This is a genomic window from Aeromonas sp. QDB56 (assembly GCF_027705505.1).
GTDB lineage: Bacteria > Pseudomonadota > Gammaproteobacteria > Enterobacterales > Aeromonadaceae > Aeromonas > Aeromonas caviae.
Map to the genome: position 1 here is coordinate 1 of NZ_JAPDBZ010000063.1, position 22,567 is coordinate 22,567.

General features: G+C 64.2%; 20 protein-coding genes and 1 pseudogene. 12 read left to right on the plus strand and 9 right to left on the minus strand.

Going from position 1 to position 22,567, the window contains the following annotated elements:
- The first annotated feature begins 172 nt into the window (after positions 1 to 172).
- Positions 173 to 1,045 carry a virulence factor BrkB family protein gene (locus tag OKB81_RS11630; RefSeq protein WP_160837838.1) on the plus strand — a complete coding sequence of 291 codons (873 nt, stop codon included), beginning with the start codon at positions 173 to 175 and terminating at the stop codon, positions 1,043 to 1,045.
- A 126-nt stretch (positions 1,046 to 1,171) separates the two neighbouring features.
- Positions 1,172 to 1,609 (plus strand): D-aminoacyl-tRNA deacylase, encoded by a 438-nt coding sequence (gene dtd / locus OKB81_RS11635; RefSeq protein ID WP_039039510.1) that lies wholly within the window; start codon positions 1,172 to 1,174, stop codon positions 1,607 to 1,609.
- A 65-nt stretch (positions 1,610 to 1,674) separates the two neighbouring features.
- Here dtd and OKB81_RS11640 read toward each other — a convergent pair whose 3' ends face one another.
- Positions 1,675 to 2,355: a methyltransferase domain-containing protein gene (locus tag OKB81_RS11640; protein WP_160837840.1), complete on the minus strand. Its 681-nt coding sequence runs from the start codon at positions 2,353 to 2,355 to the stop codon at positions 1,675 to 1,677.
- 173 nt (positions 2,356 to 2,528) lie between these two features.
- Here OKB81_RS11640 and OKB81_RS11645 point away from each other — a divergent pair, with 173 nt between their 5' ends.
- Positions 2,529 to 3,437 (plus strand): bifunctional GNAT family N-acetyltransferase/hotdog fold thioesterase, encoded by a 909-nt coding sequence (locus OKB81_RS11645; protein ID WP_160837842.1) that lies wholly within the window; start codon positions 2,529 to 2,531, stop codon positions 3,435 to 3,437.
- A 46-nt stretch (positions 3,438 to 3,483) separates the two neighbouring features.
- Here the strand turns inward: OKB81_RS11645 and OKB81_RS11650 are convergent, their stop codons facing one another.
- From OKB81_RS11650 to OKB81_RS11665, 4 genes are all read right to left on the minus strand, one after another.
- Positions 3,484 to 5,544, minus strand: a complete 2,061-nt coding sequence (locus OKB81_RS11650) for an AsmA-like C-terminal region-containing protein (protein ID WP_160837844.1) — start codon at positions 5,542 to 5,544, stop codon at positions 3,484 to 3,486.
- 142 nt (positions 5,545 to 5,686) lie between these two features.
- Complete coding sequence (gene recG / locus OKB81_RS11655; RefSeq protein ID WP_160837846.1) at positions 5,687 to 7,756, minus strand: ATP-dependent DNA helicase RecG; 2,070 nt, start codon at positions 7,754 to 7,756, stop codon at positions 5,687 to 5,689.
- 176 nt (positions 7,757 to 7,932) lie between these two features.
- Positions 7,933 to 9,282 carry a CDP-diacylglycerol--serine O-phosphatidyltransferase gene (pssA, locus tag OKB81_RS11660; RefSeq protein WP_160837848.1) on the minus strand — a complete coding sequence of 450 codons (1,350 nt, stop codon included), beginning with the start codon at positions 9,280 to 9,282 and terminating at the stop codon, positions 7,933 to 7,935.
- 152 nt (positions 9,283 to 9,434) lie between these two features.
- The gene (locus OKB81_RS11665) at positions 9,435 to 10,796 is read right to left on the minus strand and encodes a GntP family permease (RefSeq protein ID WP_234716541.1); all 1,362 of its coding nucleotides are present in this window, start codon (positions 10,794 to 10,796) and stop codon (positions 9,435 to 9,437) included.
- A gap of 165 nt (positions 10,797 to 10,961) precedes the next feature.
- On the opposite strand from OKB81_RS11665, the gene OKB81_RS11670 reads away from it, so the two are divergent.
- The 5 genes and pseudogenes from OKB81_RS11670 to OKB81_RS11690 all read left to right on the plus strand — a co-directional run bounded on the left by OKB81_RS11670 (position 10,962) and on the right by OKB81_RS11690 (position 14,698).
- Positions 10,962 to 11,471, plus strand: a complete 510-nt coding sequence (locus OKB81_RS11670) for a gluconokinase (protein ID WP_039039504.1) — start codon at positions 10,962 to 10,964, stop codon at positions 11,469 to 11,471.
- Between the two features lie 60 nt (positions 11,472 to 11,531).
- Positions 11,532 to 13,328 carry a phosphogluconate dehydratase gene (gene edd, locus OKB81_RS11675; protein ID WP_160837850.1) on the plus strand — a complete coding sequence of 599 codons (1,797 nt, stop codon included), beginning with the start codon at positions 11,532 to 11,534 and terminating at the stop codon, positions 13,326 to 13,328.
- 9 nt (positions 13,329 to 13,337) lie between these two features.
- Positions 13,338 to 13,979 carry a bifunctional 4-hydroxy-2-oxoglutarate aldolase/2-dehydro-3-deoxy-phosphogluconate aldolase gene (locus OKB81_RS11680; protein WP_270805251.1) on the plus strand — a complete coding sequence of 214 codons (642 nt, stop codon included), beginning with the start codon at positions 13,338 to 13,340 and terminating at the stop codon, positions 13,977 to 13,979.
- 138 nt (positions 13,980 to 14,117) lie between these two features.
- Positions 14,118 to 14,330 (plus strand): annotated as a pseudogene (locus OKB81_RS11685) (cupin domain-containing protein); the annotation flags it as partial.
- Positions 14,331 to 14,494: 164 nt separating this feature from the next.
- The gene (locus OKB81_RS11690; protein WP_270664098.1) at positions 14,495 to 14,698 is read left to right on the plus strand and encodes a helix-turn-helix domain-containing protein; all 204 of its coding nucleotides are present in this window, start codon (positions 14,495 to 14,497) and stop codon (positions 14,696 to 14,698) included.
- A gap of 55 nt (positions 14,699 to 14,753) precedes the next feature.
- On the opposite strand, the gene OKB81_RS11695 is transcribed toward OKB81_RS11690, so the two are convergent.
- Positions 14,754 to 15,143, minus strand: coding sequence for a nuclear transport factor 2 family protein (locus tag OKB81_RS11695; RefSeq protein WP_160837854.1), 390 nt, complete (start codon positions 15,141 to 15,143; stop codon positions 14,754 to 14,756).
- A gap of 110 nt (positions 15,144 to 15,253) precedes the next feature.
- Positions 15,254 to 16,261: a substrate-binding domain-containing protein gene (locus tag OKB81_RS11700; RefSeq protein WP_039039499.1), complete on the minus strand. Its 1,008-nt coding sequence runs from the start codon at positions 16,259 to 16,261 to the stop codon at positions 15,254 to 15,256.
- A gap of 88 nt (positions 16,262 to 16,349) precedes the next feature.
- Here OKB81_RS11700 and OKB81_RS11705 point away from each other — a divergent pair, with 88 nt between their 5' ends.
- Positions 16,350 to 16,997, plus strand: coding sequence for a Qnr family pentapeptide repeat protein (locus OKB81_RS11705; protein WP_160837856.1), 648 nt, complete (start codon positions 16,350 to 16,352; stop codon positions 16,995 to 16,997).
- A 206-nt stretch (positions 16,998 to 17,203) separates the two neighbouring features.
- Here OKB81_RS11705 and OKB81_RS11710 read toward each other — a convergent pair whose 3' ends face one another.
- Both OKB81_RS11710 and gpmM read right to left on the minus strand, forming a co-directional pair.
- Positions 17,204 to 18,607, minus strand: a complete 1,404-nt coding sequence (locus tag OKB81_RS11710) for a peptidoglycan DD-metalloendopeptidase family protein (protein WP_160837858.1) — start codon at positions 18,605 to 18,607, stop codon at positions 17,204 to 17,206.
- A gap of 9 nt (positions 18,608 to 18,616) precedes the next feature.
- Entirely contained in the window at positions 18,617 to 20,146 is a 1,530-nt protein-coding gene (gene gpmM, locus OKB81_RS11715) for a 2,3-bisphosphoglycerate-independent phosphoglycerate mutase (protein WP_039039496.1), read from the minus strand.
- Between the two features lie 348 nt (positions 20,147 to 20,494).
- On the opposite strand from gpmM, the gene OKB81_RS11720 reads away from it, so the two are divergent.
- Genes OKB81_RS11720 through gpsA form a run of 3 tightly spaced genes read left to right on the plus strand, consistent with a single transcriptional unit; the run spans position 20,495 to position 22,451 of the window.
- Complete coding sequence (locus tag OKB81_RS11720; RefSeq protein WP_160837860.1) at positions 20,495 to 20,926, plus strand: rhodanese-like domain-containing protein; 432 nt, start codon at positions 20,495 to 20,497, stop codon at positions 20,924 to 20,926.
- A gap of 47 nt (positions 20,927 to 20,973) precedes the next feature.
- Positions 20,974 to 21,444, plus strand: a complete 471-nt coding sequence (gene secB / locus OKB81_RS11725) for a protein-export chaperone SecB (protein WP_010672547.1) — start codon at positions 20,974 to 20,976, stop codon at positions 21,442 to 21,444.
- 2 nt (positions 21,445 to 21,446) lie between these two features.
- Positions 21,447 to 22,451 (plus strand): NAD(P)H-dependent glycerol-3-phosphate dehydrogenase, encoded by a 1,005-nt coding sequence (gene gpsA, locus OKB81_RS11730; protein ID WP_160837862.1) that lies wholly within the window; start codon positions 21,447 to 21,449, stop codon positions 22,449 to 22,451.
- Positions 22,452 to 22,567: the final 116 nt, after the last annotated feature.

Here is a 22,567-nt window from a genome sequence, read left to right on the forward strand (position 1 = left end):
TGCCGATGTGGAGCGGGTGATGTCACTTTGTAGCCGAGATTGGATAAAACTGACCTAATGTTTAATCCGATTGGTATTAGTTCGATGGAGGCGCATCCGGCCGGTCTGCGGGTGGCCAAATGACCACCCTATCTGACACAATGTCTGCATGATCACGCTTACGAGAAACAAGATGCAGCAGCAGATCCGCGGCCGTCTGGCCCATGCACTCTCCTTCTTGCGCCACGATGGTGCCCACTTCGCCCAGTTTGTCTGGGGCCGCTTCCAGCAGGACAGATTGACGGTGACCGCCGGTTACCTGGCCTATGTCACCCTGCTCTCCCTGGTGCCCATGATCGCCGTGGTGTTCGGCATGATGTCGGCCTTTCCGGTGTTCCAGAGCCTGAAGCAGGCGATGGAGCAGTTCGTCTATCACAACTTCGTCCCCACCGCCGGCGAGATGCTCAAGGAGTACATCGACGGCTTCGTGGCCAACGCCACCAACACCACGGCCGTCGGTATCGGTGCCCTGATCGTGGTGGCCCTGATGCTCATCTCGGCCATCGACAAGAACCTCAACTACATCTGGCGATCCACCCGAAGCCGGCCCTTGGCCCAGGCATTCGCCATGTACTGGATGATCCTGACCCTGGGCCCCGTGCTCATCGGGGCCAGCATCGCCATCTCCTCCTACATTCTCTCGCTCAAGTTGTTCGCGGCTGACAGCCTGTTCGGTATCGGCTATCTGCTGCTGCGCAGCCTGCCGTTCCTCTTCTCCGTGCTCACCTTCCTGCTGATCTATACCGTGGTGCCCAACTGCCGCGTGCGGCTGACCCACGCCTTCATCGGTGCCCTGGTGGCGGCCACCCTGTTCGAGCTGGCCAAGCGCGGCTTTGCCATCTACATCACCAACTTCCCCTCCTACCAGGCCATCTATGGCGCCCTGGCGACCATTCCCATCCTGTTCGTCTGGGTGTATCTGAGCTGGCTGGTGGTGTTGCTGGGGGCCGAGACCACCGCCTGTCTCGGGGAGTACGAGAAGCCCGGTGCAGAGGAGCTGGCCTGACGCCGGTCGGCCATCACACCGGATCCCGACACAAAGACGTTAGCCCGGGCAGGGCATTTATTGGTAGCATCGACGACCGCTCATCCCGCAGGATGGGCGGTCGTGCTGTTTTGAGAGGAGAGGGATGTGATTGCACTGATTCAGCGGGTCAGCGAGGCCAGCGTAACGGTAGAGGGAGAGGTGACTGGGGCCATCGGCCAGGGGTTGCTGGTGCTGCTCGGGGTGGAGCAGGGGGATGACGAGGCCAAGGCGGACAAGCTGCTGCACAAGGTGAGCGGCTATCGCATCTTCTCTGACGAGAACGGCAAGATGAACCTCAACGTGAGTCAGGTGGGTGGCAGCCTGCTGGTGGTCTCCCAGTTCACCCTGGCGGCGGATACCGGCAAGGGGATGAGACCCAGCTTCTCCGGTGGCGCCCATCCCGCAGATGCCGAGCGACTCTATGAGTACTTCGTGGCCCGCGCCAGGGAGAGCGGCGTGCCGACCGAAACCGGCCGCTTCGCCGCCGACATGAAGGTCAGGCTGCTCAACGACGGCCCCGTCACCTTCTGGCTGCAGGTATAAGGGTGGCAGGCAGGTCAGGATTCACCGGAGGGCAGGACGCGATGCCTGCACACTTCGCAGGTTCTTCACCCTGCCGGTGCTCGCCCGCCTAGGCTAAGCTGACGGGTCGCGTGCAGGATGACGTTGCGGTAGCCGGGCACGTCGTGGACGTGGGTCGGGCCTATCCACTCCTCTGCCAATCGTAGAGCCTGTGCCTGTTCGAGCCGGGTGCGGGGCAGCAGATTGATGATGAGGGTGCCGCTCAGGCGGCTGGCCAGCGCCTGATAGAGCGGGGCCTGGAACAGCAGCAGGGGGTTGCCGTCCTGGCTGAACAAGTCCAGCAGCACCAGATCGTAGCTCTCCTGGCGCTGGTGCAGGAAGTGCAGCGCATCGGCGTGATGCAGCCGAGGCGAGCCCCCTGACGAGGGGAGGAAGAACTGCTGGAACAGGGTGAGGATCTCGGCATCCAGATCCACGCAGTCGTGGTGGGCATCGGGCCAGCGTGCCGCCAGGTGACGGGTGAGATCCCCTCCGCCCAACCCCAGCTCCAGGATCCTGCTTGCCTGCTTTGGCAACTGCTCCGCGATGCTCCGTTGATGAGGCAGACAGAGGCGGGCCGGTTGGTGGAGGCTCATAGCGGATTGCACCACGCCGTCCATTTCCAGCCAGCGATGACGGGCATTTTCAAGCACCGAAACGCGGCGTTCGGGTTTGGCGCTGAGGTGCAATAAGTGATCGGCTTGGTACGCTTGCAGATTGAAGTCCATGAATTTGCACGGCAAGATGGCTTTCGACCAGTGTAACTCAAGGATGTTGTTATGTACCGGGTGGTCACCCCCCAAACGGCAGCCGAGCTGGATACCTACTACAGGCTGCGCCGGGAGAAATGGTTGCGTCAGTCCTTCCATCTGCCAGTCGGCGCACACTCAAGGATCGCTTTATGTACCGGGTAGTCACCCCAGAAACACCAGCGGAGCTGGATGCTTACTATCAGTTGCGCTGGGAACTGCTGCGCAAACCCTTCAATCTGCCCCTTGGCTCCGAGCGTGACGAGTACGATACCGTCGCCATTCACCGGCTGATGCTCTCACCCGACGGAACGCCCATCGCCGTGGGTCGCCTCTTTGTGGGCGGCGATGAAGCCCAGATCCGCTTTATGGCGCTGCGACCCGAATTTCGCGGCCAGGGGCTGGGCGCCCGCATGGTGGAAGATCTCGAGCAGCTTGCCCGCGACGAGAAGGTGAAACGGCTGGTGATGAACGCCCGCCAGGAGGCAGTGGAGTTCTATCGCCGCTGCGGCTTCCTCGAGGTAGGGGAAGGCCCCGTCTCCTTCGGCCGCATCCCTCACCGCCAGATGATCAAGTCCCTGAGTCCCATGCAGACCATCCAGTACCGTCCGGAGTGGTGCCAGGATCTCACCACCCGCTGGTCGCGGGGTATTCCCATCAGCGAGAAGATGGGGGTGCACATCACCCACTACGATGGCCAGACCTTCCACCTCAAGGCCAACCTGGCGGCCAATCTCAACGTCCGCGACACCATGTTCGCCGGCAGCATCTACAGCCAGTGCGTGCTGGCGGGCTGGGGTCTCATCTGGTTGCAGCTCAAGGAGGCAGGGCTGGGAGGGGATACCGTGCTGGCCGAGGGCAACATCAAGTATTACCGGCCGGTGAGCGAAGAGCCGGAGGCGCGGGTGGCCCGGGAGGGCATGCCCGCCGTGCTCGAGCCGCTGAGGGGCGGAGAATCCGCCAAGTTCAGCCTGCGGGTGCAGTTGTTCAGTGGCCGCAAGCTGGCGGTGGAGTTTGTCGGTCAGTACGTGGTGCTGCCCATCAAGCGCGGCGCACGCTGATCCCTGATGTTCACAGCAACAAGGCCTCTTCGCGAGGCCTTGTTCGTTATTGGGCGGCGGGTGGCCGTGGGCGCCAGAGCGGGCCGCTTCGTCCCTGGGCGGGGTAGCGCACACCCGCCTCCCAGCCACAGGCGTCCTGTCCCGTGGGGAAACTCCAGCCCAGGTCGGGCGCATTGAGGGGGCCGCGCCAGCGGGCGAGCAGCTCGGCGCAGCGTCCCTTGTTCAGGACCCCGAGGTCGAGCTGCCACTGGTCTGCGGCCAGGTCGACACCCCCTTGCAGTGCCAGCAGGTGGGTGATGGTGGAGGCACCGCCTTGCTCGATCCGCACCTTGCCCTGCTCCGCCCTGGCATCCAGCCTGATCTGATAGAAGGGGGTGTCTCCGCGTTGCATCGCCTGCCACAGCGTCTGCGGTGTCAGATCGGGGGGGGTCTGCTCCCTGAACCAGTCATCCAGCAGGGGGTCGATGCCGACCTTGTCCCAGAAGGGATCCTTGCTCTCCAGGCTCAGGCTGCCCTGAAGGGTCCGGCGCCAGTTGGCCGTCTGCTCGCCGGGCTGCCCGTTGAGGTCGGCCTGCAGATCTGCCGCCAGATCCACCTTGCCCGCGAAGGAGACGGGGGAGTGCAGTAACTTGCCCCACTGCTCCAGATCCAGCTGCTTGCCCTGCAACTGCAGGCGGCTCTCCTGCCCGGGCGTCCTGCCCCACTGGCCGCTCAGGTTGAGGGAGCCCTCGTCGGGCAGGGAGGTGGCGAGGGTGTTGAGCTGCCAGGAGCTGGGGGTCAGCTCGCCATCCAGGGTGCCGTTGCGAGCACTGAGACCGTCCCACACCAGCTCGAACCACTTGCTCTCGATGCGGGCACGCCCCAGCAAGGTGCCTAGCTGGTTGCCCCGCAGGGCGAGATCGTTCAGGTAGAGTTGCCAGCCGGTCAGGGAGAGGGGCAGGGTGTCGTCGAAAGAGAGCACCTTGAGCTTGTCGAAGGCCAGTTTGCGGATGTCGATCTGTTGCGGGCGCCAGCCCTGCCAATCCTGCCACCACCCCTGGGGCAAGCTGATATCCATGCCGCTCAGGGCCAGATCCTTCAGGATGAGCTTCTGCTGCTGGGTGTCGAGGGCCAGCTCGACGTTGAACTCCCCTTCGTATGCCTTGCCCCGCAGCTCGGCATCCAGCTGCCGGGGGGAGAAGGCGAGCTTGCCCTCGATGGCCTCAAGCTGGAACAGGCCGCGGCCCATGTCGCCCAGGGTGCCCGCCAGATAGCCGCTGGGCTGGCTGCCCGCCTGCCAGTCGAAGGCGGTGAGCTGGCCGTTGAAGTTGTTGAGGGAGAGCTCCTGATCGATGGCATTGATGCTCACCTGGGCAAGCTGACCCCTGTCCAGGGTGATGCGGCGCAGGGGGAACTCGCCAGGGGGAATGTCACCAAGCTCGAGTCGCATGGCGCGGGCCTTGAGATCGTGCAGTTGCAGGCTGCGCTCTGGCCAGTTCAGCACCATGCCGGTCTCGAGCAGGCCGTCGAACAAGTTGGTGGTCAGTCTGTCGGTACTGAGCACCTGCCCCTCCAGCCGCCCCTTTAGGCTGAGACGGGCCAGGGTGAACATGGGGGTCTCCAGCTGGTTGATGCCCAGGGTGAGGTTGGCCTGGGGCTGGCGTCTCGGGTCGATCAGTTCCCAGTCACTCAAGGACGCACTGAGGCCGCGCAGGGTCAGGGCCTCGCTCTGCAGGCTCAGGTTGTCGATGGTGCTGTCGCTGATGGTGAGGGAGTGAACCGGCAGGCTTGGCAGCTGGTTGGGGAGCGGCAGCTTGATGACGGGACGGATGAGGTCTAGGTGGGCGATGCGCACATCCCGGTTAAACCAGTCGATGTGCTCGATCTCCAGATAGAGTTTTTCCAGCTGTACCGCATCCCCATAGCGCACCTGTTCCGCCAGCAGGGTGTAAGGGTGAAGCGGGTTGAACACCAGTCGGCCTATGGTGACGGGTACGCCGGTCTGCTGGCTGAGCCAGCCGGCGATGGGCCCCTTGGCCCGCTCGGCGTCGAACAGGCCGAGCCCGACCCAGACAAAGAGCAACAGGAAGGCAAGGGTGTAGAGCAGGCCGCGCAGCCAGGAATTCATCAGTGCTTTCCTCCTGTTTCTGTTGTTTGGTCAAGCAGTGGCGTAGTGATCCCGCAGGCCGAGCCAGCGCCGTATCAAGGGCTCGTCATGGCTCGGGTGTCTATCCAGCAGGCAATGCGCCCATCTTTTGCCTCTGCCTTGGTCAGGCATTGGAGTAGTGATCCCGCAGGCCGAGCCAGCGTCGTATCAAGGGTTCGACATGATCTGGGTGGCGGTCCATCAGGAAGCGCGCCATCTTCTGCACCTGCGGGATGAGCGATTGGTCGCGTACCAGATCGGCGATCTTGAGGTCAGCCAGGCCGGTCTGGCGGGTGCCGAGCAGCTCGCCCGGGCCGCGCAGCTCCAGATCCCGCTGGGCGATGATAAAGCCGTCATTGGTCTCCCGCAGCACCCCGAGCCGGCTCTGGGCCGTCTTGGACAAGGGGGCATGATAGAGCAGCACGCAGTGGGAGGCCACCGAGCCGCGCCCGACCCGGCCACGCAGCTGGTGCAGTTGCGCCAGCCCCAGTCGCTCCGGGTTTTCGATGATCATCAGGCTGGCGTTGGGCACGTCCACCCCCACCTCGATGACGGTGGTGGCGACCAGCAGTTGCAGTATGCCTGCCTTGAACTCCTCCATCACCCGCTGTTTCTCGACCGGTCGCATCCGGCCGTGTACCAGCCCGATATGCAGGCCGGGCAGCAGGTTCTGCAGCTCTGCGGCGGTGTCCTCGGCGGCCTGGCACTCCAGCACCTCCGACTCCTCGATCAGGGTGCAGACCCAGTAGGCCTGCTTGCCCTCCTCACAGGCAAGTCTGACCCGTTCGATCACGTCCTGGCGGCGACTGTCCGGCAGCGCCACCGTGGTGATGGGGGTGCGGCCCGGTGGCAGCTCGTCGATGATGGAGGTATCGAGGTCGGCATAGGCGGTCATCGCCAGGGTGCGGGGGATGGGGGTGGCGGTCATGATGAGCTGGTGGGGATGTACCCCCTCCCGCTCTCCTTTCTCCCGCAGGGCAAGCCGTTGGTGTACGCCGAATCTGTGCTGTTCGTCGATGATGACCAGGGCGAGGCGCTGGAATACCACCTGCTCCTGGAAGATGGCGTGGGTACCCACCACCATCTTGACGCTGCCGTCGGCGATGGCGGCCAGCGCTTCTTCTCGTGCCTTGCCCTTCTGCTTGCCCGCCAGCCAGCCGACCCCGATGCCGAGCGGTTCCAGCCACTTGGCGAAGTTGATGGCGTGCTGTTCGGCCAGCAGCTCGGTCGGCGCCATCAGCCCCACCTGACAGCCGTTGCCGATGGCCTGCAGGGCGGCCAGTGCCGCGACCAGCGTTTTACCTGAGCCCACGTCCCCCTGGACCAGCCGCATCATGGGGTGGCTCTGTTGCAGATCCCTGGCTATCTCCGCCACCACCCGGCTCTGGGCGCCGGTGGGGGTGAACGGCAGGGCGCCGAGCAGCTGCCGGACCAGCTCGGGAGCGGGTTTGAGGGCACGGGCCAGCTGGGTCTGTGCCTGGGCGCGCACCTTCAAGACCGAGAGGTTGTGGGCCAGCAGCTCTTCCAGTACCAGCCGCTGCTGTGCCGGGTGCTGGCCGCTCTCGAGCAGGGCCAGCGCCACCGAGGGAGGCGGGCGATGGAGCAGCTTCAGGGCCGCGGCCAGATCGATCTGCTGGGGATAGAGGCCGGCAGGCAGCAGCTCCTCGACCCCGTAGAGGTCGAGCTGGGCCAGGGCCTGATCCGTGAGGCTGCGCAGGGTGAGCTGGCGCAGCCCCTCTGTGGTGGGGTAGACGGGGGTGAGGGCCTCTTCGGTCTGGCCGGCCTGCTCCTCGCCGAGCAGCTTGTACTCGGGGTGGGCCATCTCCAGGCCGTACTTTCCGGGACGTGTCTCGCCGAAGCAGCGGATAAGGCGGCCCTGAGCCAGACTGTTTTTCTGGGCAGCGGTGAAATTGAAGAAGCGCAGGGTCAGGTTGCCGGTGCCGTCGCTGATACGGCACACCAGCATGCGGCGGCGCCCCATCACCAGCTGGGTGTCCTGGATCTCGCCCTCGACGGCACCGTGCAGGCCGGGCGGCAGATCGCCGATGGGCCACACCTGGGTGCGGTCCTCGTAGCGCAGGGGGAGGTGGAACAGCAGATCCTGTACCGTGGCCAGCCCCAGCCGCTCGAGCTTCTCCAGCATCTTGCTGCCGACACCCTTGAGGCTGTCGAGAGAGATTTTATCCAATTTCATCAATTAGATGCCCGAAAACACTGTAAATATGTCCAGATGATAGGGGTTGTTGCGGCCTCGATGCAAGCCGCGTTGTGCCGTTCCGGGCTGGTGGGCAAGGGAGCGGGGGGAGGGCCATCCATGAAAAAGGCCTGCCGGAAACGGCAGGCCTTTTCACTGACGGGGTGTCCTGGCGGTCAGATGATGCGCTTGAGCAGGAGGTGAGCCTTGACCCTGTGGATCCGGGCCAGCAGCTTGCGCACCTGATCCGGGTAATCCTTAATCTGCTCTATCTGGTCGAAGTGACTGATGCGGCGGGTGTGGGCCAGGATGTTCTCCCGCTCCGCACTGAACTGCTCGCGCAGGTGATGGTGCTGGTCGTGTACCAGCAGGCCGTTCTCCAGATCCAGCGCCCAGGCTCGGGGATTGAGGTTGTTGCCGGTGAGCAGGGCCCACTCCTCATCCACGAAGATCCCCTTGAGGTGATAGGAGTTCTTCTCGCAGCACCAGAGCATGAGGTTGAGCCGGCCGTTGTCGATGTGGTGCTGGTTGCGCTCGGTAAACTTGCGCAGGTTGGTCTCGTAGAGATAGGGCAGACCGCCGATGGTGGAGAACTTCTCCTCCGGGGGGATGAAGAAGTCGTTGGCGGTCTTGTCGCCCACGACGATGGTCACCTTGCAGCCGCGTTTGAGCAGCGCCTCCACGTCCTTGTTCAACTCCTTGGGGGGGTTGAAGTAGGGGGTGCAGATGAAGATCTCCCGCTCGGTGGCCCGCACCAGGTTGCGGATCATCCGGTTGAGCTGGTTGCCCCGCTTGCCCAGGCCCACCATGGGGGTCACGGCGATCTCCCGATCGTTGGGCTGGATGCTCTCGAAGCGGTACTGGCAGAGGCGCAGACGCTGCTTGAAGCGGCGGATCGGTCCCTTGAGCTGCTTGGCGCCGGGGATGCCGGTGCGATCCAGCCGCTGGACGGCCTCGCTGCCGAGGAAGACGTCATCCACGTAGTTGACCATGCTGCGGGTCAGTGCCGGGCTGTGGATCTGGTGATAGCGATCGAAGCGGTAGCGCTCCTGCTGGTGCAGGTAGATGTCGTTGAGGCTGGCGCCGGAGTAAAGCAGGGTGTCGTCGAAGATGAAGCCCTTGAGGTGCAGCACCCCGAGCAGCTCGCGGCCCTTGACCGGCACGCCGTAGATCTCGATCTGGTGTTGGTGGCTGGCGGCCATGGCCTGGTACATCAGGTGGTTGCCCCCCTGCTTGCCCTTGCCGATCAGGCCGCGCTGGGCGCGGTGGAAGTCGACGAACACCTTGATGTCGAGAGAGGGATTGCGCTGCTTGGCGGCATAGAGGGCGGAGAGGATCTCCCGTCCCGCCTCGTCATCCTGCAGATAGAGCGCGATCAGATAGATGCGCTGGGTCGCATGGGCGATGAGCGACAGGATCCGGCTCTTGAAGTCTTTGGCGCTGCTGAGTATCTGGAACTGATCCGCGGCAACTGCGATCTGGGGTAAGCGGGTCAGCAACTGTCGATAATGTGCCGATGAATGCATAGAGAAGCCTGAAATCACGGGATGAAGCGTTCCACTCGGGGCGAAGAATAGGCAATTCTAGCAATCTGTGGCGATGGGCCCAAGCAAGAATCCGTAAAAAGTCGGTGCAATATCACATCGGGGCCGACGGATGCGGCCCCGATGTGTTTTCGTCAGAGGATGGCGCTGGCCGTGGCCACGATGAGGAAGGCGATGGTACCGAGCAGGGTCTCCATCACGGTCCAGGTCTTGAGGGTGGTCTTCTCGTCCATGTTGAGGAAGCGGCTGACCAGCCAGAAGCCGGAGTCATTGAAGTGGGAGAGCACGGTGGCGCCCCCGGCGATGGCGATGACGATGAAGGTCAGGTCCAGCTCGCTCAGGCCGGTGGTGGCGGCCACGGTCGGCGCCATCAGGGCGGCGGTGGTGGTCAGGGCCACGGTGGCGGAACCCTGGGCAACCCGCAGCGCGGCGGACACTAGGAAGGCCGCCAGGATCACCGGCATGCCGGTATCGGAGAGCACGTCGGCCAGCGCGGTGCCGATGCCGCTCGCCCGCAATACGCCGCCGAACATGCCGCCGGCACCGGTGACCAGGATGACGGCGCAGACCGGGGCCAGGGCGTCGTTGCAGAACTTCTCGAGCTGCACCTTGCCCTGGCTCTGGCGGAACATCCAGAGGGCGTACAGCACAGTGATGAGCAGGGCGACCGGGGTCTTGCCGACCATGCGCAGCACGTTGACCCAGTCCGCACCCTTGTCGATGACGCCCATGACGCCCAGGGTATTGAGGCCGGTATCCATGAAGATGAGCACCAGCGGCAGCAGCAGGATGGAGATCACCTGGCCGAAGCTCGGCGCCTTGTCGGAGATCTGCTCGGCACTGGCGGTGAAGCTCGGGGGCAGGGGCAGCTCAAACTTCTTGCCGGACCAGAGCCCGAACAGGTAGGCACCCAGATACCAGGTGGGCAGCGCGACCAGCAGGCCCACGATGGTGAGCAGACCGATGTTGGCACCCAGCAGTTCGCTGGCGGCCACCGGGCCCGGGTGGGGCGGCAGGAAGGCGTGCATCACCGCAAAGGCACCGGCGGAGGGCAGGGCATACTTGAGGACGGAGCCGCCGAACTGCTTCGCCACGCTGAAGATGATGGGCAGCATGACGATGAGGCCGGCGTCGAAGAAGATCGGGAAGCCGAACAGCAGGGAGGCCACACCCAGCGCGAAGGGGGCGCGGTGGGAGCCGAAGCGGTTGATCAGGGTATCGGCCAGTACCTTGGCGCCCCCCGTCATCTCCAGGATCCGGCCTATCATGGCGCCGAGGCCGACCAGCAGCGCGACCGAGGCCAGGGTGCCGCCGAAACCGGTCAGCATGGTGGGGATCACCTGGTCATAGGTGACCCCGGTGGCTAGGGCCGTCAGCATGCTGACCAGGGTCAATGCCACGAAGGCATGTACCTTGAATCGCATGATCAGCACCAGCAACATGACAATGGCTCCGCCCGCTACCGAGAGCAGATAGGCGACATCGGGTGTGTTCATTGCTCCGTCCATAAAATTGTCCTCAAATGGTTCTAGTTGTTGTTCTGCACATTTCTGTGCTGCACTTCACATTGCGAAACGTTACCGGTAACATGTTACCGGTAACGTGGTAGCTTAGAACCCATCAGGCGAACGTTTTTTGAAAAGTGAGAGAGAGGTCAAATAATGGCGGGCAAGTGCATTATCGTGATGGGTGTGTGTGGCAGCGGCAAGTCCAGCATCGGCCTCAAGGTGGCCAATGCCCTGGGGGCCAAGTTCATCGACGGCGATGATCTGCACCCTCGCGCGAACATCCAGAAGATGGCGGCGGGCAACCCGCTCAACGACGAAGACAGGGCCCCCTGGCTGGAGCGGATCCGCGATGCGGCCTACAGCCTGGAGCGCAAGAACGAGCTCGGCGTCATCGTCTGCTCGGCCCTCAAGAAGCAGTACCGCGATCAGATCCGCGAGGGTAACGACTCGGTGAGTTTCCTGTTTCTGGATGGCAGCCAGTCTCTCATTCTCGAACGGATGCGGGCACGGCAGGGCCATTTCATGCGCGAAGCCATGGTACAAAGCCAGTTTGATACCCTGGAGCGACCGGATGGCGAGCCCGGCGTGTTTCGCATCGATATCGACGGGACCTTCGAACAGGTGGTCGACCGTGCCGTCACCGCGCTGACGCAGGCGCAATGAGCCATGTCGCGCGCCCGGCTGCGGCCGACCGCGCCCGTATATAGAGTTGGAGAGAAAGCTATGACCCATCCCGTGATCACCCAGGTGACCAACCGCATCCGCGAGCGCAGCACCGCCCGCCGTGCCCGCTTCCTGGCCCGCATCCAGCGCCAGGCCGATCAGGGCAAGACCCGCGCCTCCCTCTCCTGTGGCAACCTGGCCCACGCCGTGGCCGCCTCGAGCTGTGACGAGAAGGGGCGGATCCTTGACATGACCCGCGCCAACGTGGCCATCGTCACCGCCTACAACGACATGCTGAGTGCCCATCAGCCCTATCAGGGTTATCCGGACATCATCAAGGGCGCCCTGGCGGAGCTCGGCCACAGTGCCCAGGTTGCCGGCGGCGTACCCGCCATGTGCGACGGCGTGACCCAGGGTCAGCCGGGGATGGACATGTCCCTCTTCTCCCGGGACCTCATCGCCCAGGCCACCGCGGTCTCCCTCTCCCACAACACCTTCGACGCCACCCTGCTGCTCGGCATCTGCGACAAGATTGCACCGGGCCAGATCATGGGGGCGCTTTCCCACGCCCACCTGCCCACCGCCTTCGTGCCTGCCGGCCCCATGGCGAGCGGCATCAGCAACGACGAGAAGATAAAGGTGCGCCAGCAGTACGCTGCCGGTGAAGTGGGCCGCGACGCCCTGCTCAAGATGGAGTGCGGCGCCTACCACGCGGCGGGCACCTGCACCTTCTACGGCACCGCCAACACCAACCAGCTGGTGTTCGAAGCCATGGGCCTGATGCTGCCGGGCTCCGCCTTCGTGCATCCGCACAGCGAGCTGCGCCACGCCCTCACCGAAGAAGCGGCCCGCCGCATCAGCGCCATGATCCCGGGCTCTCCGGCCTATCGCCCCCTGAGTGCGGTGATCGACGAGCGCGCTCTGGTCAACGGCCTGGTGGCCCTGCTTGCCTCCGGCGGCAGCACCAACCACAGCATCCACATGGTGGCGCTGGCCCGCGCCGCCGGGCTGGAGCTGACCTGGGACGACCTGAGCGATCTCTCCGACGTGGTGCCGCTCCTGGTGCGCATGTACCCGAACGGCCCGGCGGACGTCAACGCCTTCGAACAGGCGGGGGGCGTGCCCGGCCTGATGCGTCGTCTGGCCGAAGAGGGGCTGATCCACATGGATGCCACCCCGGTCTTCGGCGAGATGCAGGACTACCTCAGCCGTCCGGCACTGGTGGATGGCAAGCTGGTGTGGCAACCAGTGGGCGAGAGCGCGGATCCGAGCGTGCTCTCCCCCTCTGGCAGCGAGTTCCAGGCCACCGGCGGCACCAAGCTGCTGGCGGGCAACCTGGGCCGCGCCGTGGTCAAGGTTTCCGCCGTCGCGCCCGAGTATCGGGTCATCGAGGCCCCGGCCCGGGTCTTCTCCTCCCAGCATGCGGTGGAGGCGGCCTACAAGGCCGGTGAGTTGAACCAGGACGCCGTCATCGTGGTGCGCCACAACGGCCCGGCCGCCAACGGCATGCCGGAGCTACACAAGCTGATGCCGGTGCTTGGCAACCTGCAGAAGGCGGGTCACAAGGTGGCCCTGGTCACCGACGGCCGTCTCTCCGGCGCCTCCGGCAAGATCCCGGCCGCCATCCACGTCACCCCGGAAGCGCTGCACGGTGGGGCCATCGGCCTGCTCGCCGATGGCGACCTGCTGCGGGTGGATGCCGAGTCCGGCCGCCTCGACTGCCTGACCGATTTGAGTGGCCGTACCCAGGCCGAGATCGACCTCACCCTGGAACAAGAGGGGTGGGGCCGTGAACTGTTCAGCGTGATGCGTCGCGCGGTATCGAGCGCCGAGTTCGGCGCCACCATCTTTGACTAAGGAAGAGCTATGCAGAACTGGAAAGTGACCCCTGCCGAGGTGTTTGCCGCCTCCCCCCTGGTACCCGTGATGGTCATCAACGACCTGGAGCAGGCCCTGCCGATGGCCAAGGCCCTGCTGGATGGCGGCATCTCGGTGTTCGAGATCACCCTGCGCACCCCGGTGGCGCTGGACGCCATCGCCCTCATCGCCAAGGCGATGCCGGATGCCATGGTCGGTGCCGGTACCGTGCTCAACTGCGCGCAGTTTGATGCCGCCGTCGCTGCCGGTGCCCGCTTCGTCATCTCCTCGGGCATGACCCCGGCCCTGCTGGCCCACGCGGCCAAGAGCACGGCGCCGCTGATCCCGGGGGTGGCCACCCCGTCCGAGGTGATGCAGGCGCTGGAAGCAGGCTACGACCACCTCAAATTCTTCCCGGCCGAGGCGAACGGCGGCACCAATGCACTCTCCGCCATCGCGGCGCCCCTGCCCCAGGTGAAATTCTGCCCCACCGGCGGCATCGGCCCGAAAAACGTGGCCGACTACCTGGCGCTGAAATGTGTGGCCACCGTCGGCGGCTCCTGGATGCTGCCGGCAGACGCCGTCAAGAGCGGCAACTGGGAGGAGGTGACCCGCCTCTCCCGGGAAGCGGTTGAATTGGTTAAACGCTAAGCAAATATCGTTTAGAAAAATTAAACAGGCCACCCCCGGGTGGCCTGCTGTTTTTCCGCCCCCGGAGGGGGTGGGCCGTTTGCTTCCGGCCTCGCCCTGGCTTAAGGTCGGGGGCCGCCCCTCTCCCCTGGAGCCTTCATGTCCTGTCTGCATCCATCCTACCCGCAAGGGCACTTCACCGCGCTGCACTGCCACCCCCATGCCCAATACTGCTATCTGCACGACGGGGGCGGCATCATCACGGGGCGAGGGGAGGGAGAACTGCTGATGGCAGGCCAGATCTGCTTTATTCCGGCGGGGTGGGAGCACGAGTTTCGCGTGCTGCGCCGCTCCCGGCTCTCCCTCCTCTATGTGCCGACGTCGGCCCGCACCGCCTTCGGCCCCCTGCAGGCCAGCACGCTGCTGGCGGGCCTCTTCGCCCGCCTGCCCGAGCTGGCCGAGGGGGAGGTGAAGGGGGCCTATCTGACGGTGCTTGGCCAGGAGCTGGAGCGCGCCGACCTGCTCGCGGCGCCTCGGTGCGTACCCTCAACCGGCTCTTCCTCCAGCAGCTGGGGTGCAGCTTTCGCCAGTGGCGGGAGCAGGTGGTGCTGGGACGGGCGCGCCAGTTGCAGCACCGGGGGCTCACGCTTGCCCAGATCGCCGATCGGCTCGGCTACGAGGATCCCGGCGCCTTGTCCCGCGCACTCCAGCGCCTTGCCCGGCGCGAACCGGCGGCCTGAGGGCGCATTGTCTGCCTTCCTGCCCGCCATGGCGGTGTCTGCGGGTTGCCGGCAGTCAGCACCGCGAGCCGATATCCGCATCCTCCTTGCTGCCTGCCAGCAGACAGGTCACCTCGTCGGTATGGCAGATCCGATCGCCGCGAAAGGTGAAGAGGCCGCTCACCTTGCAGACCAGGGTGCCGCCGTCCTGGCGGGTGGCCCGTACCACATGGGTCGAGTGCACCCGCTCCACCTGCGCCAGGGTGGCGACAAACTCGATGCTCGCCCCGGCCAGATGGCGGCGCAGTGTGGCGATGTGCTGGTGAAACGCCGGGTAGTCGAGCCGCTCGCCGTTCACCTCCTGGCAGTAGTCGGGGGTGAACCAGGCGTCGAGCTCCGCCAGGGGGAAGGCGGGATCGCAGATGACGCGCTGCAGGCAGGCTTTCAATCGTTCGGTGTGGTGCATGGTCTGCTCCTGACAGGGGGGATGGAGGAGCCAGCATAGGCCAGGGGACGGCGAGGGGAGAGGGGAGAAGGCGCCATCATGGCGGTCGAATGCGCCATGATGGCCGGGGATCAGCCGAGGCTTTCCCCCTCATAGAGGGAGAAGCCGATGTCCTTGCACCTGGTCGCCAGCGGCTGGCCGCCGAGGCGGGCCAGCAGCATGATGGCGGCTTCGCGACCTATGGTCTCGCGGGGGGTGACGATACTGGCGAGCTTGGGGGTCATGGCGTGGCCGATGTCGAGGGCGTTGCTGCCGGCGATGGCCACCTGCTGGGGCACCGGGATCCACCTGGCCTGGCATTGCAGCAGGGCCCCCACCGCCAGGTCGTCGTTGGTGCAGAACAGGCCGTCGAGATCGGGGAAGCGCGCCATGGCCTGGGCCAGCAGCTCTCCCCCCAGGGTGAAGCTGGAGGATTGCTCCGTCAGCAGGTGCTGGCCGGTCAGACCGAAATCGGCCATCGCCTGGTAGTAGCCTTCCATTCGCAGCTGGGTGCGCACGTCGAGCCGGGCGCCGAGGTAGATCACCTTGCGCCGTCCCCGGCGCAGCATCTCTGTTACCATGGCCCGGGCGGCGGCCCGATGATCCATGCCCACCACCATGTCGATGGGGGAGAGGGGCAGATCCATGGTCTCCACCACCGGGATGCCGGCGGTGGCGATCATCTTGCGGGTGCGCTCGGTGTGCTGGGTGTCCGAGAGGATGAGCCCGTCCACGTTGTAGGAGAGGAGCGAGGCGACCTGCTCCTCCTCCCGCTCCGGGCTGTAGCCGTAGTGGGCGAGCAGGGTCTGGTAGCCGGCGGGCCGGGTCACCGCCTCGATGCCGTGGATCACCGCCGAGAAGACCTGGTTGGAGAGGGAGGGGATCAGGATGCCGATCGCCTTGCTGGTGGCGTTCGACAGCATGTCCGGCGCCCGGTTCGGGATGTAGCCGAGCTCCTCCACCGCGGCGGCGATGCGCTCGCGGGTCCCTTCGGCCACGGCGGACGGGTCGCGCAGGTAGCGGCTGACGGTCATCTTGGTGACACCAGTCAGGTCGGCAATGTCCTGCAGGGTAGGGCGGCGCTTGCGGGTGTCGTTCATCTGGGGATCCGGCAAAAAATGTTACACGTAACATTACCGTTTTTGCACGGCAATGTCAGCATATGACGCCATCAACAGGGGGCAGGGGATGATCAAGGGCAGGTGTTTCGAGGGGGTCCACTTCGAGCAGCAGGAGGTGGAGGGGGAGCAGTTCCAGGGGTGCCGCTTCATCGGCTGTCACTTCTCCTGGCTCGATCTCGGGGAGAGCCGCTTCGTCGACTGCAGCTTCTATGACAGGGAACGGGAGCTGGGATGCCTGTTTCAGGGCTGCGATCTGAGGGAGGCGAGCTTCCTGCGCTGCGATCTCACCCTGTCGGACTTCGGCCGCAGCCAGTGTCTTGGGCTGGAGATGCGCGACTGCCAGGCCATGGGGATCAACTTCGCCCATGCCAGCTTCGCCAACCGGATCACCGCCAAAAGCTACTTCTGCGAAGCCCACCTCACCGGCAACAACTTCAGCTACGCCAACTTCGAAAGCTGCCTGCTGGAGCGGTGCGAGCTTGCCGGCAACCGCTGGCAGGGGGCCAACCTGCTGGGCGCCTCCCTGGCGGGCTCGGATCTCAGCGGCTCCGAGTTCGGGCAAATCGACTGGACCAGCTTCAACCTGCAAGGGTGCGATCTGCGCCAGTGCGATCTGCCCGGTCTGGATCTGCGCCGGGTCAACCTCGCCGGGGTGCAGATCAATGAAGATCAGCAGGGGCTGCTGGAGCAGATCGGGCTGGTGGTCTTCCCCTGAGCGGGGTGGAAAAGAGGTAAGTTTTCATCATCGGGGCGAGCGGTGTGGTGCCCCCCCTGGCAAGCAAAAAGCCTGCGCGATGCAGACTTTTTGTCAGGTGAAGTGGTAAACGACGCGGTGTTGCTGTCTTTTGCTCCCTGCCCCCCTCGCGGGAGAAGGGCTGGGGATGAGGTAGCGGACTCCACTCGGGCACCGCCAAGGTGGGCTTAGCGTCTGGCCAGCCACTTGGTCGGGTTGATGGCCTCGCCCTGATAGCGGATCTCGAAGTAGAGGCCGGAGCGCTCCTGTCCGCCGCTGTCGCCGACCAGGGCCACGGGCTCACCCTGCTCCACCTTTTGTCCCACCTGGCGCAGCAGCGACTGGTTGTGGCCGTAGAGGCTCATGTAGCCCTTGCCGTGGTCGATGACCAGCAGCATGCCGAAGCCGTCGAGCCAGTCGGCGTAGACCACCTGGCCCGGTGCCACCGCCTTGACCTGGGTCCCTTCGCTGGCGCCGATCAGGGTGCCCTTCCACTTCAGCTCGGCGGTACGCGGCGAGCCGTAGGAGATGAGGATGGGGCCCTGCACCGGCCAGCGCAGGTTGCCACCCGTGCTCAGACCGCCGTAGCCGTTGCTGCTTGCCTTGGCGCTGTTGCGGGCAGCAGCTTGCTGCTGCGCCACCTTGGCCTGTTGTTCGGCGACGCGTTGCTGCTGGACCGCCAGCCGCTGCTGTTCGCCGACCTGGCGCTGCTGGGCTGCGATCCGCTGCTGCTCCTCGATGCGCTTCTGCTCGGCTGCCAGGCGCTGGGCCTCCAGACGGCGCTGGCGCTCCTGCTCGGCCTTGATCTTGGCAAGGCGCTCCCGCTCGGCCCGTTCGCGGCGTTCCTTTTCTTCCTGCTGACGACGCAGCTCTTCCAGCCGCGCCTTGAGCGCCTTCTCCGCCTTGACCAGCTTGTCGAGCTTCTGCTCGTCGGCCTGCACCGATTGCTGCAACTGGTTGCGCACCTTGGCACGGCTCTGCTGGCTGGCCAGCAGGCTCTGGTGATGCTCCTGCTGCTCGCCGAGCAGGGTCTGGAGGCGGTTCTCGGTCTCCCTGGTGGCCTGCTGGTTCTTGGCCAGCTTGTCACGGGTGGCGCGCAGGGCTTCAATGGCCTCGATGCGTGCCTTGTTGAGGTAGTCGAAGTAGTCGAGGGCGCGGCTCAGCTTGGCCGGATCCTGCTGGTTGAGCAGCAGTTTGAGGTAATCGTGGTTGCCCGCCTGGAAGGCGCTTTCCGCCTGCTTGGCCAGCAACTGTTTCTGATGTTTTGCTTGTTGCTCCAGTGCCAGCTTGTCCTGCTGCAGGGACGCCAGCTTCTGCTGGTTCTGCCGGAGTTGCTGTCTGGTCTGCTCGAGTTTGGCGGCGGCAGCCGAAATGGCCTGCTCGTCAGCCTTGAGCTGGGTGTTGAGCTTGGCAAGCTCCTGCTTGCTGAGCTTGAGGGTCTGTTGCTGTTCCTTGATCTGGGACTGCATGGCCCCCAGCTGCTGGTTCGCAGCCTGGGCTGTGCCGGTACCGCCGATCAGGCAAAAAAACAGCGCGCCGGCCAACAGGCCGACGCGACTGGTTTTCTGTGAAATAATTTCGCATCCCCGCATGGGGCAGGATTATTTCAGAATCATCAGGGGCTTGCCAGTCATTTCCGGCGGCACAGGCAGACCCATCAGAGTCAACATGGTCGGGGCCAGATCGGACAGTTTGCCACCTTCGGCGACCTCGGCTTTACGACCGAAGTAGATGAGGGGAACAGGCAGATTGGTGTGGGCGGTGTGGGCCTGACCAGTCTCTTCGTCCATCATCTTCTCGGCGTTGCCATGGTCGGCGGTGATGAGGCACTCGCCACCCACTTCCGCCAGGGCGTCGGTGACGCGACCGATACAGTGGTCGACCGCTTCACAGGCTTTGACGGCCGCATCGAACACGCCGGTGTGACCGACCATGTCGCCGTTCGGGTAGTTGCAGATGATGACGTCGTACTTGCCGCTCTTGATGGCCGCAACCAGCTTGTCGGTCAGCTCTTCGGAGCTCATCTCCGGCTGCAGGTCATAGGTAGCCACTTTCGGGCTCGCCACGATTTCGCGATCTTCGCCGCTGAAGCAGGCCTCTTCGCCACCGTTGAAGAAGAAGGTGACGTGGGCGTACTTCTCGGTCTCGGAGATGCGCAGCTGGGTCTTGCCCTGCTTGGCCAGCCACTCACCCAGGGTGTTGACCAGGGCGGTGGGCGGGTAGGCACAGGCGGTTTTGATGTCGGCCGCGTATTCGGTCAGCATCACGAAGTGCAGCGCCGGGGTGGCGGTGCGGGCGAAGCCGGTGAAGTCGGTATCGACGAAGGCGCGGGTGATTTCGCGGGCGCGGTCGGCGCGGAAGTTCATGAAGATCAGCGCATCGCCGTCGATCATCGGTACAGCGTCGCCGATGCGGGTGGCTTTGACGAACTCGTCGTTCTCGTCGCGGGCATAGGCGGCGGCCAGCGCGTCGGTGGCGTTGTCGGCGGTGAATTCGCCCTTGCCCTGGGTCATCAGGTCATAGGCCTGCTGCACGCGATCCCAGCGGTTGTCGCGGTCCATGGCGTAGTAACGACCGATCATGGAGGCGAAACGACCCTTGCCCAGTCGGGCAAACAGGGCGTCGAACAGCTCGATGGAGGACTGGGCACTGCGCGGCGGGACGTCGCGGCCATCCAGGAAGGCGTGGAAGTAGATCTGCTCGGCGCCACGCTTGGCGGCCATCTCGATCATGCCCATGATGTGCTCTTCGTGGCTGTGTACGCCACCCGGGGACATCAGCCCCATGATGTGCACGGCCTTGCCCTTGGTCACGGCAGCGTCGACAGCCTTGGCCAGCTCGACGTTCTGGAAGAAGTCGCCGTCCTGGATGTCCTTGGAGATGCGGGTCAGCTCCTGATAGACGACGCGACCGGCACCGATGTTGGTGTGGCCCACTTCGGAGTTGCCCATCTGGCCGTCCGGCAGACCCACGTCCAGGCCGGAGCCGGAGATCAGGGTGCTGGTGTAGTCACGGGCCAGGCGATCCAGGTTGGGGGTCTTGGCGGCAGCAACGGCGTTGTACTCTTGCTTGGTGCTGTAGCCCCAACCGTCCATGATGACCAGAACCAGCGGTTTCTTAGCTGTTGACATAAGGCTATGTCCTCTCGGATAGGAATGAATTGCGGGAAGTGAAACTAGCGTAATATTACTACATCTGCCGAAATAGTCACCTGATAGCCAAGTCCCTCTCCAGCCTCGCTTTTTAACTGTTATCCCGCTGTTTTAGGCATGTTGCCGGCTTGTCTGCCTCGGCGGGTTTTCCTCTGTTTTCCCCCTCTTTTCGGCATGGCGCATCCTCTCGTTCGGCCCGGTTGGAGGAGGAAGAATCGGCAGCCATCCCTGATGGGAGCTTGCTCTCGCTTTGCCGCCAAGATGGCTGATCTTATGCAGGGCCCCATGTATACTCGGGCCCTTGTCTTGGTCCCTGGATAGTAGAAGATGCAAGAGTATTTGGATTTCGCGGCCCGCAATCCGCTGCTGACCGCAGCCTGGTTGGGCCTGGCAGGCACCCTGGTGTACACCACTGTGCGTGCTCGTTTTTCTCCGGTGAAGGCGGTCAACAACCACGCCGCTACCCTGCTTATCAACCGTGAAAATGCCACCGTCGTGGACATTCGCAGTCAGGATGAATTTGCCAAGGGTCATCTGGCCGGGGCCCATCACCTACCGCTCGCCCAGATCCAGGCGAATAATCTGGGTCCGGTTGAAAAGCACAAGGATGCCCCCACCATAGTGGTGTGCGAGTCGGGGATGACCGCTGGTGGCGCGGGTCGCCAACTGAGCAAGGCCGGTTTCAAGCAGGTGTATGTGCTCAGCGGTGGCATGGCCCAATGGCGTGCAGACAATCTGCCGGTGACCAAAAAACGCTGATTTAAGGGCCTGCGCCCACTCATTATCTTAAAAAGGAATCAAACGAAATGGCTGACGAAATCAACAATCAGGAAGTGCAACCGGAATTCCACATCCAGCGTGTCTACACCAAGGATGTCTCCTTCGAAGCCCCGAATACTCCGCACATCTTCCAGAAAGAGTGGCAGCCGGACGTCAAGCTGGACATGGACACCAAGACCAATGTCCTGGCCGACAGCGTCTATGAAGTGGTGCTGACCCTGACTGTCACCTGCAAGCTGGAAACCGAGACCGCCTTCCTGTGCGAAGTGCAGCAAGCCGGCATCTTCACCATCGGCAACCTGCCTGAGCCGCAACTGGCCCACTGCCTGGCGGCCTTCTGCCCGAACATCCTGTTCCCGTATGCCCGCGAAGCGGTATCCAACCTGGTGAGCAAGGGGTCCTTCCCGCAGCTGAACCTGGCACCGGTCAACTTCGACGCCCTGTTCGCCCAGCACATGGCGCAGGTACAGGCCCAGCAGGCGACTGCGGAAGCCTGATAATGGCCGACCAGATCGCAATCTCGGTCCTGGGGGCGGGGTCTTATGGCTCCGCCCTTGCCATTTCTCTGGCGCGCAACGGTCATCCGACCCTGCTGTGGGGTCACGACCCTGCCCATGTCGCCGAGCTGGAACAGGATCGCTGCAACAAGGCATTCTTGCCGGATGTCCCCTTCCCGGCCGATCTGCAACTGACGTCGGATCTGCAGACGGCGGTGCAAGCCGCTCCCGTGCTGCTGCTGGTGGTGCCGAGTCATGTGTTCGGCCAGGTACTGGCCCGGGTCAAACCCTTCCTGCGCCCGGATACCCGGATCGCCTGGGCCACCAAGGGGCTGGAGCCGGACAGCGGCCGTCTGCTGCAAGAGGTGGCGCGGGAGGTGCTGGGGGATGCCATTCCACTGGCGGTCATCTCGGGCCCGACCTTCGCCCGCGAGCTGGCCGCCGGTCTGCCGACCGCCATCTCGGTGGCCTCGACCCACGACGACTTTGCCGACGATCTCTCCCACCTGCTACACTGCGGCCGCTCGTTCCGGGTCTATACCAATCCGGACTTCATCGGTCTGCAGCTGGGCGGGGCGGTGAAGAACGTCATCGCCATCGGTGCCGGTCTCTCTGACGGACTCGGCTTTGGCGCCAACGCCAGAACCGCGCTCATCACTCGGGGTCTGGTGGAGATGCAGCGTCTGGGCGCCGCCCTCGGGGCCGACGCCAAGACCTTCATGGGGATGGCGGGGCTCGGGGATCTGGTGCTGACCTGTACCGACAACCAGTCGCGCAACCGCCGTTTCGGTCTGGCGCTGGGAGCGGGCAAGTTGGTTGACACCGCCATGGCCGAGATAGGCCAGGTGGTGGAAGGCTATCGCAACACCAAGGAAGTGCATCTGCTGGCGGCCCGTTGCGGCGTCGAGATGCCCATCTGCGAACAGATCTTCAAGGTGCTGTACGAAGGCAAGAATCCGAAAGAGGCAGCCATCGCCCTGCTGTCGCGAGACAAGAAGGACGAGTGATCTTCTGCCAGCCGCAGCATGCAAAAGGCCCCGCCAGCTGGCGCAATGCTGTTCACTTAAGAGAATTTGAGTTCCAGTCCACGTAGTATCAGGACAAAAAAGCGAGGGAGGCATGA